This is a genomic window from Variovorax sp. GW821-FHT09D07 (assembly GCF_059416345.1).
The window spans coordinates 745782-760022 of record NZ_JBWKOY010000003.1; the positions used below are offsets into that span (position 1 = coordinate 745782).

General features: G+C 68.0%; 14 protein-coding genes. 11 read left to right on the top strand and 3 right to left on the bottom strand.

What is annotated here, in order from left to right:
• Positions 1-19: 19 nt before the first annotated feature.
• The gene (locus AC07OX_RS14925) at positions 20-616 is read right to left on the bottom strand and encodes a YqiA/YcfP family alpha/beta fold hydrolase (RefSeq protein ID WP_495261916.1); all 597 of its coding nucleotides are present in this window, start codon (positions 614-616) and stop codon (positions 20-22) included.
• 289 nt (positions 617-905) lie between these two features.
• On the opposite strand from AC07OX_RS14925, the gene AC07OX_RS14930 reads away from it, so the two are divergent.
• The 6 genes from AC07OX_RS14930 (at position 906) to AC07OX_RS14955 (ending at position 8165) form a co-directional block, all read left to right on the top strand.
• A complete protein-coding gene (locus AC07OX_RS14930) occupies positions 906-1649 on the top strand; it encodes a response regulator (RefSeq protein ID WP_495261917.1) in 744 nt (247 codons plus the stop codon).
• A gap of 6 nt (positions 1650-1655) precedes the next feature.
• Positions 1656-3491: a sensor histidine kinase gene (locus tag AC07OX_RS14935; RefSeq protein WP_495261918.1), complete on the top strand. Its 1836-nt coding sequence runs from the start codon at positions 1656-1658 to the stop codon at positions 3489-3491.
• Between the two features lie 35 nt (positions 3492-3526).
• Positions 3527-4681, top strand: coding sequence for a rod shape-determining protein RodA (rodA, locus tag AC07OX_RS14940; RefSeq protein WP_062481224.1), 1155 nt, complete (start codon positions 3527-3529; stop codon positions 4679-4681).
• Between the two features lie 48 nt (positions 4682-4729).
• Positions 4730-6190 carry a metalloprotease TldD gene (tldD, locus tag AC07OX_RS14945; RefSeq protein WP_095743620.1) on the top strand — a complete coding sequence of 487 codons (1461 nt, stop codon included), beginning with the start codon at positions 4730-4732 and terminating at the stop codon, positions 6188-6190.
• An 81-nt stretch (positions 6191-6271) separates the two neighbouring features.
• Positions 6272-6811 carry a hypothetical protein gene (locus AC07OX_RS14950; protein WP_495261919.1) on the top strand — a complete coding sequence of 180 codons (540 nt, stop codon included), beginning with the start codon at positions 6272-6274 and terminating at the stop codon, positions 6809-6811.
• A 235-nt stretch (positions 6812-7046) separates the two neighbouring features.
• A complete protein-coding gene (locus tag AC07OX_RS14955) occupies positions 7047-8165 on the top strand; it encodes a 3-deoxy-7-phosphoheptulonate synthase (protein ID WP_062481230.1) in 1119 nt (372 codons plus the stop codon).
• Positions 8166-8176: 11 nt separating this feature from the next.
• On the opposite strand, the gene AC07OX_RS14960 is transcribed toward AC07OX_RS14955, so the two are convergent.
• Complete coding sequence (locus AC07OX_RS14960; RefSeq protein WP_095948193.1) at positions 8177-8686, bottom strand: cupin domain-containing protein; 510 nt, start codon at positions 8684-8686, stop codon at positions 8177-8179.
• The gene (gene mpl, locus AC07OX_RS14965) at positions 8683-10095 is read right to left on the bottom strand and encodes a UDP-N-acetylmuramate:L-alanyl-gamma-D-glutamyl-meso-diaminopimelate ligase (RefSeq protein WP_495261920.1); all 1413 of its coding nucleotides are present in this window, start codon (positions 10093-10095) and stop codon (positions 8683-8685) included. Before mpl ends, AC07OX_RS14960 begins: the two co-directional genes overlap by 4 nt.
• A 101-nt stretch (positions 10096-10196) precedes the next feature.
• On the opposite strand from mpl, the gene AC07OX_RS14970 reads away from it, so the two are divergent.
• From AC07OX_RS14970 to prmA, 5 genes are all read left to right on the top strand, one after another.
• Positions 10197-10793 (top strand): hypothetical protein, encoded by a 597-nt coding sequence (locus AC07OX_RS14970; protein ID WP_062481235.1) that lies wholly within the window; start codon positions 10197-10199, stop codon positions 10791-10793.
• Complete coding sequence (locus tag AC07OX_RS14975) at positions 10793-11353, top strand: TlpA family protein disulfide reductase (protein ID WP_062481237.1); 561 nt, start codon at positions 10793-10795, stop codon at positions 11351-11353. Before AC07OX_RS14970 ends, AC07OX_RS14975 begins: the two co-directional genes overlap by 1 nt.
• Positions 11354-11454: 101 nt before the next feature.
• The gene (gene accB / locus AC07OX_RS14980) at positions 11455-11916 is read left to right on the top strand and encodes an acetyl-CoA carboxylase biotin carboxyl carrier protein (protein WP_070060113.1); all 462 of its coding nucleotides are present in this window, start codon (positions 11455-11457) and stop codon (positions 11914-11916) included.
• Between the two features lie 2 nt (positions 11917-11918).
• Positions 11919-13268, top strand: a complete 1350-nt coding sequence (gene accC / locus AC07OX_RS14985; protein ID WP_062480332.1) for an acetyl-CoA carboxylase biotin carboxylase subunit — start codon at positions 11919-11921, stop codon at positions 13266-13268.
• Between the two features lie 20 nt (positions 13269-13288).
• Positions 13289-14179 (top strand): 50S ribosomal protein L11 methyltransferase, encoded by an 891-nt coding sequence (gene prmA / locus AC07OX_RS14990; protein WP_062480334.1) that lies wholly within the window; start codon positions 13289-13291, stop codon positions 14177-14179.
• Positions 14180-14241 lie beyond the last annotated feature (62 nt).

The window sequence follows — 14241 nt, forward strand, 5'->3', positions numbered from 1 at the left end:
CGAAGCCTGGGGGAGAGCTTTAGACGACGGGGTTGATGAACGCCATCACGTCGTCGAGGTGCGCTTTTTCGAAATCGGACAGCGCATGGTCGCCGCCCTCGAGCAGCTTGATGCGGCTGTCGGGGTAGCGCGCCGACATCTCGTGCCAGTCGAGCGCCTCGTCACCCTTGGCGATGATCGCGAACAGGCGCTCGGGCCGCGTGAGTGCGCCGATTTCCATGGCGCGCAGCTCCTGGATGAATTCGGGCTGGAAGTAGAAGTGCTCGGACGGGTCGTGCCAGGCGGTCTGGCTGCCGATGTAGCGCGTGAGGTCGCGCGCCGGGTGCACCGCGGGGTTGAGCAGCACGGCGCGGCAGCGTGTCATGCCTGCCACGTAGGTGGCGTAGAAGCCGCCGAGCGACGAACCGATCACCGCCATCGACTTGCGTGGCCAGTCCGCGATGCCCTTCATCACCATGTCGATGGCATCGTGCGGCGACGGCGGCAGTTGCGGGCACCACCACTCCAGGTTCGGGTGCTCGCGCGCCACGTGCTTGGCCACCAGCCGCGCCTTGGTCGAGCGGGGCGACGAACGGAAGCCGTGCAGATACAACAGATGGGTGGTTTGCGGTTCCATGGGAGGAGGTGACTGGGGTGCGCTGGTCGCGCCCCGTGGCCGGATTCAGACAATTTTGCATGAGGTCCGCGCCGCCCACGGCGCGGTGACCCCACAAATCCCTGCGAATCGGCCCATGAGAAGGCCGGGAGGGCGTGGCTGGAATTCGAAAGTATTCACGGTGCGGCCACGCAGGGGCGGCGGTGCGGCGCAAGGGCGGAAAGAAGAGACAAGTTTCGTGACGCATCTGGCACGGGGCATCCCATGAACGAGGGAGGCGGGCCCTGCGTGGCGGTGGGTGCCCAGGCTTATGCTCCATCCCATGAACACCGAGGTACAGGATGACGGGATGCCACGCCGCTGGGGCGTGCTCGTGGTCGAGGACGACAGCCGCGCACGCGCCTTCTTCGAGGCCAGCGTGCAGCGCAGCCCGCGCCTGTTCTGGCTCGGCAGCGCCGGCACGGTGCAGGAAGCGCGCACCTGGCTGGCCGCGACTGCGACCATCCCCGACGTGCTGCTGGTCGACCTCGGCATGCCCGACGGCACCGGCCTGGACGTGATCCGTGACGCCGTCGCGCGCTTTCCCGGCTGCGAGCCGCTGGTGGTGTCGGTCTTCGGCGACGAGGAGAACGTGCTGGCCAGCATCGAGGCCGGCGCCGTCGGCTACATCCACAAGGACGCCGCACCGGAAGACATCGCGCAGACCATCGTCGAGATGAAGGCCGGCGCCTCGCCGATCTCGCCCATGATCGCGCGCCGCGTGCTCGCCAAGTACCGCAGCCTGCAGGCCGCCGTGCCGGGCACCACTGGCGCGGCGCCGGCGGAGGCGGCGCTCGACGAGGCCGACCGCGGCCTGCTCTCGGCGCGCGAGCACGAGGTGCTGACGTTGATCGCGCGCGGCTTCTCGTACGCCGAGATCGCGCGCCTCAAGGGCCTGAGCGTGCACACGGTGCAGACCCACATCAAGAACCTCTACGGCAAGCTCGCGGTGCATTCCAAGAGCGAAGCGGTGTTCGAGGCCACGCGCCTCGGCCTGCTGTCCCACCCGGGCTGAGGGCGGATGCTGCGGCGGCTGGCGTTCCTGTGCCTGCTCGGGCTGACGGCGCTGCTTGCCGCGGGGGGCGCCGCCGCAGGGGAGACGCAGGGGCCGATCGAGCTGCGCCACGCCAGGGTGACCACCACCATCGACGGTGTCGTGCAGACCGAAGCGGTCGACCTGTCCTACCACTGGGACCGCCGGCACCGCGGCCGCACCGGCTTCGCGAGCTTCGAGCTGCCGTTCCGGGTCGAGACCCTGCCCGAGGTGCCCTGGGGCGTCTTCATTCCCCGCGCCGGCAGCGTCTTCGAGGTGCAGCTCAATGGCGCGCTGCTGCAGTCCTATGGTGACCTCGGCCAGGGCAACCGTGCCGACTACGCCAAGGCCCCCGTCTACGTGCCGGTGCCCGGGCGGTTGCTGAAAGAGGGCGAGAACCTGCTGCAGATCCGCATCCGCGCCGACAGCGAACGGCGCGCCGGCCTGTCGCGCGTCACCATCGGGCCGGCGACGCCGGTGCGCACCGCCCTGTTCGAAGGCGCCTACGCCTGGCGCTTCACGGGGTCGGTGCTGCTGACCGCGTTCAGCCTCATCGTCGGCAGCATCGCGCTGGCGCTGTGGTTCACCCAGGTCGACACCGGCGCGACCGGCCGCCGCCAGCGCGACGCCCTCTACTTCTGGGTCGCGGTCGCCGAGTTCTGCTGGGCCGTGCGCGTGGCCGACGCCATGATTCCCGAGCCGCCGCTGCCGTGGCAGCTGTGGGGCGTACTGATGGCCGGCTGCTATGCGGGTTGGGCCGTGTCCGCCATGATGTTCTGCTACCACCTTGCGGACTGGGCGCAGAGCCCGCGCACGCGCTGGGTGCGCTGGCCGACGGCGGCCGTCGTGGCCGGCACCGTGGTGTTCACCTGGCTGGCGTTGAACCGCGAGGAGCCGCGCTGGCTCACGGCCTGGCTGGCGGTCGAGATCACGATCGTCGTCGGCTTCGTGATCGCCTTTGCCGTCGCCACGGTGCGCCGGCCCAGCGTCGAGCGGCTGCTGGTGGCCGGCGCCGCGCTGGTCACGGTGGCCTTCGGCACGCGCGACTGGCTCGTGATCCGCCTGAGCGACGCCTACGGCGAGACCACCTGGGTGCGCTATTCCTCGGTGATGTTCGGCGTAGCGCTGCTGCTCATCGTGCTGCGGCGTTTCCACTTCGCGAGTGTGCAGGCGCGCGGCTGGGTCAAGACGCTGGCCGACCGGGTGGCGCAGCGCGAACGCGAACTGGCCTCCACCTACGCCGAGCTGGAAGAGGTGGCCCGCGACCAGGCGCGCACCCACGAGCGCGAGCGCATCCTGCGCGATATGCACGACGGCGTGGGCTCGCACATCAGCTCGGCGATCCGCCAGCTGCAGTCGGGCCAGACCAGCCCCGAGGAACTGCTGCGCACCCTGCGCGACTCGCTCGACCAGCTCAAGCTGTCGATCGACTCCATCCACCTGCCGCCCGGCGACATCGGCGCGCTGCTGGCGGCGCTGCGCTACCGGCTGGAGCCCCGGCTGGCCGCCGCGGACATCGCCTTCGAGTGGGGTGTGGACGAACTGCCCCCGGTGACGCAGCTCGATGCCCATGCCACGCGGCAGCTGCAGTTCCTGCTGTTCGAGGCCATCTCGAACGTGCTGCAGCATGCCCATGCCAGCGCGCTGCGCATCGAGGCTGACGCGCGCGACGGCGCCGTGCGCCTGCGGGTGATCGACAACGGCGTGGGCTTCGACGCCACCGAGGTGCCGGAGGCGCTGTCCAAGCGCGCCGCCGCCATCGGAGCCCGGCTGGCGATCGAAAGCCGACCGGGGCGCACGGTCGTTCAGCTCGTTTTCGACTGAAGGGGCGGGCGGGGCGGGGATAATCCGCCCCCATCATGTCTGCCGTGTTCAACCAGCCCTCCCTGGCGCGTCGCATTGCGCCCATCTTCCAGGGCTTCGACGGCTTCCTGGCCTTTGCCGTGATGCTGCTCGCCTTTGCCGGGCTGCTCACCATGTATTCCTCCGGCTACGACCATGGCACGCGCTTTCTCGACCATGGCCGCAACATGCTGCTGGCCGGCGGCATCATGTTCGTGGTGGCGCAGGTGCCGCCGCAGCGGCTCATGGCGTTCGCCGTGCCGCTGTATGCGGCCGGGGTGGCGCTGCTGATCGCGGTGGCGCTGTTCGGCATCACCAAGAAGGGCGCCCAGCGCTGGATCAACGTGGGCGTGGTGATCCAGCCCAGCGAAATCCTCAAGATCGCGATGCCGCTGATGCTGGCCTGGTGGTTCCAGCGCCGCGAAGGCCAGCTGCGCCCGCTCGACTTCGTGGTGGCGACGCTGCTGCTGGCGGTGCCCGTCGGGCTCATCATGAAGCAGCCCGACCTGGGCACCTCGCTGCTGGTGCTGGCGGCCGGGCTGGCGGTGATCTTCTTTGCCGGGCTGCCGTGGAAGCTGATCGTGCCGCCGGTGGTGCTCGGCGCGGTGGCCATCACGCTGATCGTGGGCTTCGAGTCGCAGCTGTGCGTCGACGGCGTCGACTGGCGCGTGCTGCACGACTACCAGAAGCAGCGCGTGTGCACGCTGCTCGACCCCAGCAAGGACCCGCTGGGCAAGGGCTTCCACATCATCCAGGGGATGATCGCCATCGGCTCGGGCGGCGTGGGCGGCAAGGGCTTCATGCAGGGCACGCAGACGCACCTCGAATTCATTCCCGAGCGCACCACCGACTTCATCTTCGCGGCGTACTCCGAGGAATTCGGCCTGATCGGCAACCTGGCGCTGATCGCGGCCTTCATCCTGCTGATCTTCCGCGGGCTGACCATCGCGCTGAACGCGCCCACGCTGTTCTCGCGCCTGCTGGCTGGGGCGGTGACCATGATCTTCTTCACCTACGCCTTCGTGAACATGGGCATGGTCAGCGGCATCCTGCCGGTGGTGGGCGTGCCGCTGCCGTTCATCAGCTACGGCGGCACCGCCATGGTCACGCTGGGGCTGGGGCTGGGCATCCTGATGTCGATCGCGCGGGCCCGCAAACTCGCCCAGAACTAGAGTCCCCCGGGGCGGCACGGACGGGGGCGGCTGCCTAGAATGGCAGCCATGATCTCCCGCGAACCCACCATCGAGCGCCTCGCCACGGCGCAACAGCTCCTGCTCACGCCGTTCGGCCTGGACGAATCGCACCTGAGCAAGGCCCTGGCCGAGATCACCGCGCACCGCGTGGACGATGCCGACCTGTACTTCCAGTACACCCGCAGCGAGGGCTGGAGCCTCGAGGAAGGCATCGTCAAGACGGGCAGCTTCAGCATCGACCAGGGCGTCGGCGTGCGCGCCGTGAGCGGCGAGAAAACCGCCTTTGCCTATTCGGACGACATCTCCGAGGCGTCGCTGCTCGACGCGGCGCGTACGGTGCGTTCCATTTCTTCCGCCGGGCGCACCGCGCGCGTGAAGACGGTGCCGCGCAAGATCGCCTCCAGCCGCTCGCTCTACGGCGGCATCGACCCCATTGCCACGCTCGACAGCACGGCCAAGGTGAAGCTGCTCGAGAAGGTCGAGCAGCTCGCCCGCTCGCGCGACCCGCGCGTGGCGCAGGTCATGGCCGGCCTGGCCAGCGAATACGACGTGGTGATGGTGGCGCGCGCCGACGGCACGCTGGCGGCCGACGTGCGGCCGTTGGTGCGGCTGTCGGTCACCGTGATCGCCGAGCAGAACGGGCGCCGCGAGGTCGGCTCGGGCGGCGGCGGCGGGCGTTTCGGCCTGGCCTACTTCACCGACGCGCAGATCGCCGAGTACGTCGACCACGCCGTGAAGGCCGCGCTGACCAACCTCGACGCCCGTCCGGCCCCGGCCGGCGAGATGACCGTGGTGCTCGGCTCGGGCTGGCCCGGCATCCTGCTGCACGAAGCCATCGGCCACGGCCTGGAGGGCGACTTCAACCGCAAGGGCTCGAGCGCGTTCTCGGGCCGCATCGGCCAGCGCGTGGCGGCCAAGGGCGTCACGGTGCTCGACGACGGCACCATTGCCGACCGCCGCGGCTCGCTCAATGTGGACGACGAAGGCCACGCCAGCCAGCGCAATGTGCTGATCGAGGACGGCATCCTCAAGGGCTACATCCAGGATTCGATGAACGCCCGCCTCATGAAGGTCAAGCCCACGGGCAACGGCCGCCGCGAGAGCTACGCCCACGTGCCGATGCCGCGCATGACCAACACCTACATGCTCGGCGGCGACAAGGACCCGCAGGAAATCGTCGCCAGCATCAAGAAGGGCCTGTACGCCACCAACTTCGGCGGTGGGCAGGTCGACATCACGAGCGGCAAGTTCGTGTTCTCGGCCAGCGAGGCCTTCTGGGTCGAGAACGGCAAGATCCAGTACCCGGTGAAGGGCGCGACCATCGTGGGCAACGGCCCCGATGCGCTCACCCGCGTGACCATGATCGGCAATGACATGGCGCTCGATTCGGGCGTCGGCACTTGCGGCAAAGAGGGCCAGAGTGTGCCTGTCGGCGTCGGCCAGCCGACCCTTCGCATCGACGGCCTGACGGTAGGTGGAACGGCTTAGGACTTTCGGCACTTGCCGGCTGTTTCATTCGGTTGCTAAGCTGCGCTCCTTTTTGCGAACGACGAATCAAGGAGCATTTCAATGGGGAACAGGATCAATTCGCCCGCCGTGCTGTGGGCCGCGACCGCCGTGGTCGCGCTGGCCACAGCCGGTTGCGCATCGCGCGGCGGTTCGGGCAGCCAGCCCGCCGCCGCACCGGCACCCGCCCCGGCCGCTGCCGCGCCCGCGGCGCCCAGCGGTTCGAAGGCCGGCATGGACGCACGCGGCAACGTGGTGGATTCTTCCAAGGTCGAGGCCGGCAGCGGCCGCACGGTCAAGGGCCTGAACGGTTTTGAAGGCGAGATCACCGGCAACCCGGCGCGCAACAGCAAGTTCACGCGCCTGCAGATCGGCATGAGCACCAAGCAGGTCGCCGACCTCGCCGGCCAGCCCACCGACCAGGGCGCCTACATCACCGGCAAGGCCTGGATTCCCTTCTACTTCGGCAGCGATCGCCATCGCTTCGAGATGACCTACAAGGGCCAGGGCCGGCTGATCTTCGCGGGCGGCGGCATGGGCGATTTCAGCAGCGGCAACCTGATCTGGATCATTCACAACGCCAACGAATCGGGCTACAGGTAAAAACAACACCGACCCGGCCGCCTGGCCGGGTTTTTGTTTTCCGTGCTACATTCCGCCCACATGTCCGCCCTCCGCGCTTACTTTTTTGCCTACTTTTGGTTCCCGGTTTCCGGCGGACGAGAGGCGAGCGCGTAAAGCAAACGAACACCCTCCCAGAACCGCCGGTGGCTTCCAGCCCCCGGCGGTTTTTTTATGCCCTGACGATTTTTCATTCACACCAACAAGGAAGAGAACCATGAGCACGAACACCCCTCCCGCCGGCGACAGCTGGTATGCGAGCGTCGAAAAAACCAGCAAGACCGACGACGAACGCATCAAGGACATCAACGTGCTCCCCCCTCCCGAACATCTGATCCGCTTCTTCCCGATCCGCGGCACGCCGATCGAAACGCTGATCACCGGCACCCGCCGCGGCATCCACAACATCATGGCCGGCAAGGACGACCGGCTGCTGGTGATCATGGGCCCGTGTTCGATCCACGACCCGGCTGCGGCCCTCGAGTACGCCCGCCGCCTCAAGGCCGAGCGCGACAAGTACGCCGGCACGCTGGAGATCGTGATGCGCGTGTACTTCGAGAAGCCGCGCACCACGGTCGGCTGGAAGGGGCTCATCAACGACCCGTACCTGGACGAGAGCTACCGCATCGACGAAGGCCTGCGCATCGCGCGCCAGCTGCTGATCGACATCAACCGCCTGGGCCTGCCGGCGGGCAGCGAGTTCCTCGACGTGATCTCGCCGCAGTACATCGGCGACCTGATCGCCTGGGGCGCCATCGGTGCGCGCACCACCGAAAGCCAGGTGCATCGCGAGCTGGCCTCGGGCCTGTCGGCCCCCATCGGTTTCAAGAACGGCACCGACGGCAACATCCGCATCGCCACCGACGCCATCCAGGCCGCGGCGCGCGGCCACCACTTCCTGTCGGTGCACAAGAACGGCCAGGTCGCGATCGTGCAGACCAACGGCAACCGCGACTGCCACGTGATCCTGCGCGGCGGCAAGACGCCGAACTACGACGCCGCCAGCGTCGAAGCGGCCTGCAAGGACCTCGAAGCCGCCAAGCTGCCGCCCACGCTCATGGTCGACTGCAGCCACGCCAACAGCTCCAAGCAGCACCAGAAGCAGATCGACGTCGCGAAGGACATCGCCGGCCAGATCGCCGGCGGTTCGAAGCGCGTGTTCGGCGTGATGATCGAAAGCCATCTGCAGGCGGGCGCCCAGAAGTTCACGCCGGGCAAGGACCAGTTGTCGGGCCTCGAGTACGGCAAGAGCATCACCGACGCCTGCATCGGCTGGGACGATTCGGTGCAGGTGCTCGAGACGCTGTCTCAAGCCGTCAAGCAGCGCCGGGGCTGAAGCGCTATTAGTTAGAGCATGCTGGCCAGGTCGGGCCAGTGGTGCCGCATCGACGCCGCCTCGTCGCTGCCGGGCGGCACCAGCGAGAAGTCGGCGAAGTCGAAGCCCGGCCCGACCATGCAGGCGACCAGCGTGTAGTCGCCGGCTGCGTGGCCCTGGATCGGGCGCGCGGCCTGCCACTGGCCAGCAGGCACCACGTGCTGTGGCCGGGTGCCGTGCACATCGACCGGGCCCAGCTTCACGTGAGCCGGCGCGGTCCGCATCGCGGCGTCGCAGGTCCACAGCGCCAGCGGCACACCTTCCAGGTGCACCCAGACTTCGTCGGACAGCACCCGGTGCCAGCGCGAATGCTGGTGGACTTCGAGCAGGAAATAGATGCTGGTCAGCGCGCTGCGCGGCGCGCGGCCGTCGGCGGGCGTCACGCTCGCGGCCGACCGGAACACCTCGCTGTACCAGCCGCCCTCGGGGTGGGGCTGGAGCTTCAAGGTGTCGATCAGCTCGCGCGCGCGCATGCCGTTCATGATGATTGGGCGGCGCGCAGGGCGTCCAGCAGTTTCTCGTGCACGCCGCCGAAGCCGCCGTTGCTCATGCAGACGATGTGATCGCCGGGCCGCGCCGCGGCCACGACCTGCTGCACCAGCGGCTCGATGGCGCCGGCGACCTGGGCGCGTGCGCCCATCGGTGCCAGCGCGGCCGCCGCGTCCCAGTCGAGGCCGGCCGTGTGGCAGAACGACAGGTCAGCCGATTCCAGGCTCCACGGCAGCTGCGCGGCCATCACGCCCAGCTTCATCGTGTTGCTGCGCGGTTCGAAGGCCGCGAGGATGCGCTCACTTTGCTTGCCGGCGTCGTCGAGCTTCTTGCGCAGGCCATCGAGCGTGGTGCGGATCGCGGTGGGGTGGTGGGCGAAGTCGTCGTAGACGGTGATCGCTCCGCCCTGGCCCTCGACCGTGCCGCGCAATTCCATGCGGCGGCGCACGTTGCGAAAGCGCCCGAGTGCGCGGGCCGCATCGGCCGGCGGCACGCCCACGTGGTCGGCCGCCGCGATGGCGGCCAGCGCGTTCATCTGGTTGTGCAGACCGGAGAGTTCCCACTCGACCCGGCCGACCACCTCGCCGCGGTGCAGCACGTCGAAGGCGTCGTGCGTGCCGCGCGCCTGCCATTCCGTGGCCGGGCCGCCGTCGCCGAAACGGGCGAGTTCGCTCCAGCAGCCCTGGGCCAGCACGCGCTGCAGGCTCTCTTCGGTGGCGTTCACCACCAGGCGCCCGGTGCCGGGCACGGTGCGCACGAGGTGATGGAACTGGCGCTCGATAGCGGCCAGATCGTCGAAGATGTCGGCGTGATCGAACTCCAGGTTGTTCAGCACGGCTGTGCGCGGCCGGTAGTGAACGAACTTGCTGCGCTTGTCGAAGAAGGCGGTGTCGTACTCGTCGGCCTCGATCACGAAGGCCGGGCCGTCGCCCAAGCGGGCCGACACGCCGAAGTCCAGCGGCACGCCGCCGACCAGGAAGCCGGGCGCCTTGCCGCCCTGTTCGAGCACCCAGGCCAGCATCGAGGTGGTGGTCGTCTTGCCGTGCGTACCCGCCACGGCCAGCACATGGCGGCCCTGCAGCACGTGCTCGGCCAGCCACTGCGGGCCGCTGGTGTAGGGCTTGCCGGCGTCCAGGATGGCTTCCATCAGCGGGAACTTGGGGCTGCCATCGGGCAGCCGGGCCCGCGAGACGACGTTGCCGACCACGAACATGTCGGGGGCGAGGGCCAGCTGGTCGGCGCCGAAGCCTTCGATGAGATCGATGCCGAGCGCGCGCAGCTGGTCGCTCATCGGGGGGTACACGCCGGCGTCGCAGCCCGTGACCCGGTGGCCTGCTTCGCGTGCGAGGGCGGCGACGCCACCCATGAACGTGCCGCAGATACCCAGAATATGAATGTGCATCGGCCAATTCTAGGGAGGCACTGCGGGCGCCCCGGCGGCTTCGCCCCGGGCGCCGTACTGATGTTCATGTGAGGGACGTCCGCAGCGGGCAAAATGCCCCGATGGACACGTCCAAGCGTGAAATCGCCGCCGTTGCCGCCCGACTCGTCGTCGAGGAGGGGCTTGAGTACGGCCCGGCCAAGCGCCGGGCGCTGCGCGAACTCGGCCTCCCGACGCGCACCGCGCTGCCCAACAACGACGAGGTCGAGGCCGAGGTGCGCGACTACATCGCGGTCTTCTGCGCCGACACCCAGCCCCAGGAACTGCACGCGCTGCGCCTGCTCGCGCTCGAGTGGATGGAGCGCATGGCCGTGTTCCGGCCGCATGTGGGCGGCGCCGTCTGGCACGGCACGGCCACACGTTTGTCAGACATTTATATTCAATTGTTCTGCGATGATTCCAAGTCGGCCGAAATCGCCCTGATCGATCACCACGTGGACTACGAGCCGCGCATGGTGACCGGCTTCCATGGCGAGCAGGTCGAAGCCCTCAGCGTCCACGCGCCGAGCCGGGCACTGGGCGAGGAAATCGGGGTCCACCTGCTGGTGTATGACCTCGACGACCTGCGCGGCGCCCTCAAGCCCGACGCCCAGGGGCGCGCGCCGCGCGGCGACCTGAACGCGCTGCGCCGACGCATTGAACAAGAAAAGGACCAGTAATGACTTCAACGCCCACACGACGCGGCATGCTGTATGCCGGCGTGGCGGCAGTCGCTGCCGCGGCCGGCATTGCCGGCGCCTGGTGGCGGGAGCGCAATGACAGCGGCGTCGCGGCCACCGGCGGCGAAAAGCTCGATGCCGCCATGTTCTGGGACCAGCGCTTCGAGCGCCCCGAGGGCGGTGAGCTGGCCCTGTCGAGTCTGCGCGGCAAGCCCGTGCTGCTCAACTTCTGGGCCACGTGGTGCCCGCCTTGTGTCGAAGAAATGCCGATGATCGACGCCTTTTTCCGCGAACACGGCGCCAACGGCTGGCAAGTGGTGGGATTGGCCATCGACCAGCCCAGTGCCGTGCGCAAGTTCCTGCAGCGCACGCCGGTCACCTACCCGACCGCGCTGGCCGGCTTGCAGGGCATGGAACTGGTGAAGAATCTGGGCAATACCGGGGGCGGCCTGCCGTTCACCTTGGTGCTCCATGCCGACGGTTCGGTGCTGGCTCGTAAAATGGGCAAGCTTGAAACGACCGACCTGGACGCTTGGCGACGCCAACTTGTTCACGGTTAGAATTTAAATACACAAGCTGGCGTTAGACGCCAAACGCCGAAAATCGACGGTTTTCGGTCAAGTTCTTTCCTAAAGACCGGCAAAGCTGGCACTGGAGTCCCATGGATCTGCGCAAACTCAAGACACTGATCGATCTGGTGTCCGAATCGAATATTTCCGAACTGGAAATCACCGAGACCGAAGGCAAGGTCCGCATCGTCAAGGGTGGCGGTGCCGCCCCCGTGCAGTACGTGCAGACCCTGGCCGCCGCGCCCGCCGTGGCAGCGCCCGCCGTGGCCGGTGCTGCTGCTCCGGCTGCCGCGGCTCCTGCCGTCGAAGCCGCACCGAGCGGCCACGCCGTGAAGTCGCCGATGGTCGGCACCTTCTACCGTTCGTCCAGCCCGGGCGCCGCGGCCTTCGTCGAAGTCGGCAGCAAGGTGAACGAGGGCGACACGCTCTGCATCATCGAAGCGATGAAGATCCTCAACGAAATCGAGGCCGACAAGGCCGGCACGGTCACGCAGATCCTCGGCGAAAACGGCCAGGCGGTCGAATACGGCCAGCCGCTGTTCATCATCGAGTAAGCATGTTCAAGAAGATTCTGGTTGCAAACCGGGGGGAGATCGCCCTTCGGATCCAGCGTGCCTGCAGCGAAATGGGCATCAAGGCCGTGATGGTCTATTCCGAAGCCGATCGCGAAGCCAAGTACGTCAAGCTGGCGCAGGAAGCCGTGTGCATCGGCCCGGCGCCTTCGGGCCTGAGCTACCTCAACATGCCGGCCATCATCTCGGCCGCCGAGGTGACCGACGCCGAAGCCATCCACCCCGGCTATGGTTTCCTGAGCGAGAACGCCAATTTCGCTGAGCGCGTGGAGCAAAGCGGCTTCCAGTTCATCGGCCCGACGCCCGACAACATCCGCACGATGGGTGACAAGGTCTCGGCCAAGCAGGCCATGATCAAGGCTGGCGTGCCCTGCGTGCCCGGCTCGGAAGGCGAACTGTCGGACGACGCCGCCACCAACAAGCGCATCGCCCGCGCGATCGGCTACCCGGTCATCATCAAGGCGGCAGGCGGCGGCGGTGGCCGCGGTATGCGCGTGGTGCACACCGAGGCGGCGCTGGTCAACGCGATCCAGATGACCAAGGCGGAAGCCGCTGCGGCCTTCAACAATCCGGCCGTGTACATGGAGAAGTTTCTCCAGAACCCGCGCCACATCGAAATCCAGATCCTCGCGGACAAGCACAAGAACGCGGTCTACCTGGGCGAGCGCGACTGCTCCATGCAGCGCCGCCACCAGAAGGTGATCGAGGAATCGCCGGCTCCCGGCATTCCGCGCAAGCTGATCGAGAAGATCGGCGAGCGCTGCGCCACTGCCTGCAAGAAGATCGGCTACCGCGGCGCCGGCACCTTCGAGTTCCTGTACGAGAACGGCGAGTTCTACTTCATCGAGATGAACACGCGCGTGCAGGTGGAGCATCCGGTCACGGAGTTCACCACCGGCATCGACATCGTGAAGACGCAGATCATGGTCGCCGCCGGCGAGAAGCTGCCGTTCACGCAGCGCCAGATCGAGATGCGCGGCCACGCCATCGAGGTGCGCATCAACGCCGAAGACCCGTGGAAGTTCACGCCGTCGCCGGGTCGCATCACCATGTGGCACCCGCCGGGCGGCCCGGGCGTGCGCGTCGACTCGCACGTGTACACCAACTACTTCGTGCCCCCGAACTACGACTCGATGATCGGCAAGATCATCGTGTACGGCGACACCCGCGAACAGGCCATGGCGCGCATGCGCACGGCCCTGAACGAGACGGTGATCGAAGGCATCCAGACCAACATGCCGCTGCACCGCGAGCTGATGGTCGACGCCAAGTTCATGAGCGGCGGCACGAACATTCATTACCTCGAAGAGTGGCTCGCAGCGCACAAGCGCTGAGTCCACGCGCAACGCCCTGTATGTTTGAACTCCGCCTCATGGCGCCGGAAGACCGGGTCGAAATGCTCGGCGATGCGCTCGACGCACTCGATGCGCTGAGCGTGTCGGTCGAAGACGCCGATGCGCAGACCGATGCCGAGCAGGCCCTGTTCGGCGAGCCCGGCATGCCGCCGCCCAAGGAGGGCTGGCAGCGTTCGCGCGTGATCGCGCTGTTCCCCGACGAAGCTGCTGCCCACGAGGCGGCCTCGGTGCTCGCGCTGCAGGACTTCTTCGAAGGCTGCGCGGTGCTCGGCGTGGCGCCGGTGCCTGACCAGGACTGGGTGCGGCTCACGCAATCGCAGTTCGCGCCGGTCGAGATCACGCCCGAGTTCTGGATCGTGCCCACCTGGCACGAGCCGCCCGCGCAGGCCAAGCAGGTGATCCGGCTCGACCCGGGCCTGGCCTTCGGCACGGGCACGCACCCGACCACGCGCATGTGCCTGCGCTGGATCGCGACGCAAGGCGAGGGCGCCTTTGCCGACCAGCGCGTGCTCGACTACGGCTGCGGCTCCGGCATCCTGGCCATCGGCGCGGCCAAGTTCGGCGCGCGCAACATCGACGCCGTCGACATCGACGAAGCCGCGGTCTCCTCGACCCGGCTCAACGCCGAGGCCAACGGCGTGCAGCTGAACGCAGGCCTGCCCGAAGCGGCGAAGGGCGAGTACCAGACGGTGCTTGCCAACATCCTCGCGACGCCGCTCAAGGTGCTAGCGCCGCTGCTGCGCAGCCATGTGGCCGCTGGCGGTTCGCTGGTGCTGGCCGGCATCCTCGAGCGCCAGGCCGACGAGCTCAAGGCGGCCTATGCGCCGTACGCCGCGCTCGAAGTCAGCGACACCGAGGACGGCTGGATCCTCATGACTGCGCGCTGCTGAAGCGCGCGGCCGGGTGCTCGCACCGCGAGTGCCCCGGGCACCTGCCTGCACGGCGGGGGCCC

Bases quoted from the DNA above. Each gene is read 5' to 3' on its own strand.
- AC07OX_RS14925 (WP_495261916.1), bottom strand. From the start codon at position 616: ATGGAACCGCAAACCACCCATCTGTTGTATCTGCACGGCTTCCGTTCG.
- AC07OX_RS14930 (WP_495261917.1), top strand. From the start codon at position 906: ATGCTCCATCCCATGAACACCGAGGTACAGGATGACGGGATGCCACGC.
- AC07OX_RS14935 (WP_495261918.1), top strand. From the start codon at position 1,656: ATGCTGCGGCGGCTGGCGTTCCTGTGCCTGCTCGGGCTGACGGCGCTG.
- rodA (WP_062481224.1), top strand. From the start codon at position 3,527: ATGTCTGCCGTGTTCAACCAGCCCTCCCTGGCGCGTCGCATTGCGCCC.
- tldD (WP_095743620.1), top strand. From the start codon at position 4,730: ATGATCTCCCGCGAACCCACCATCGAGCGCCTCGCCACGGCGCAACAG.
- AC07OX_RS14950 (WP_495261919.1), top strand. From the start codon at position 6,272: ATGGGGAACAGGATCAATTCGCCCGCCGTGCTGTGGGCCGCGACCGCC.
- AC07OX_RS14955 (WP_062481230.1), top strand. From the start codon at position 7,047: ATGAGCACGAACACCCCTCCCGCCGGCGACAGCTGGTATGCGAGCGTC.
- AC07OX_RS14960 (WP_095948193.1), bottom strand. From the start codon at position 8,686: ATGAACGGCATGCGCGCGCGCGAGCTGATCGACACCTTGAAGCTCCAG.
- mpl (WP_495261920.1), bottom strand. From the start codon at position 10,095: ATGCACATTCATATTCTGGGTATCTGCGGCACGTTCATGGGTGGCGTC.
- AC07OX_RS14970 (WP_062481235.1), top strand. From the start codon at position 10,197: ATGGACACGTCCAAGCGTGAAATCGCCGCCGTTGCCGCCCGACTCGTC.
- AC07OX_RS14975 (WP_062481237.1), top strand. From the start codon at position 10,793: ATGACTTCAACGCCCACACGACGCGGCATGCTGTATGCCGGCGTGGCG.
- accB (WP_070060113.1), top strand. From the start codon at position 11,455: ATGGATCTGCGCAAACTCAAGACACTGATCGATCTGGTGTCCGAATCG.
- accC (WP_062480332.1), top strand. From the start codon at position 11,919: ATGTTCAAGAAGATTCTGGTTGCAAACCGGGGGGAGATCGCCCTTCGG.
- prmA (WP_062480334.1), top strand. From the start codon at position 13,289: ATGTTTGAACTCCGCCTCATGGCGCCGGAAGACCGGGTCGAAATGCTC.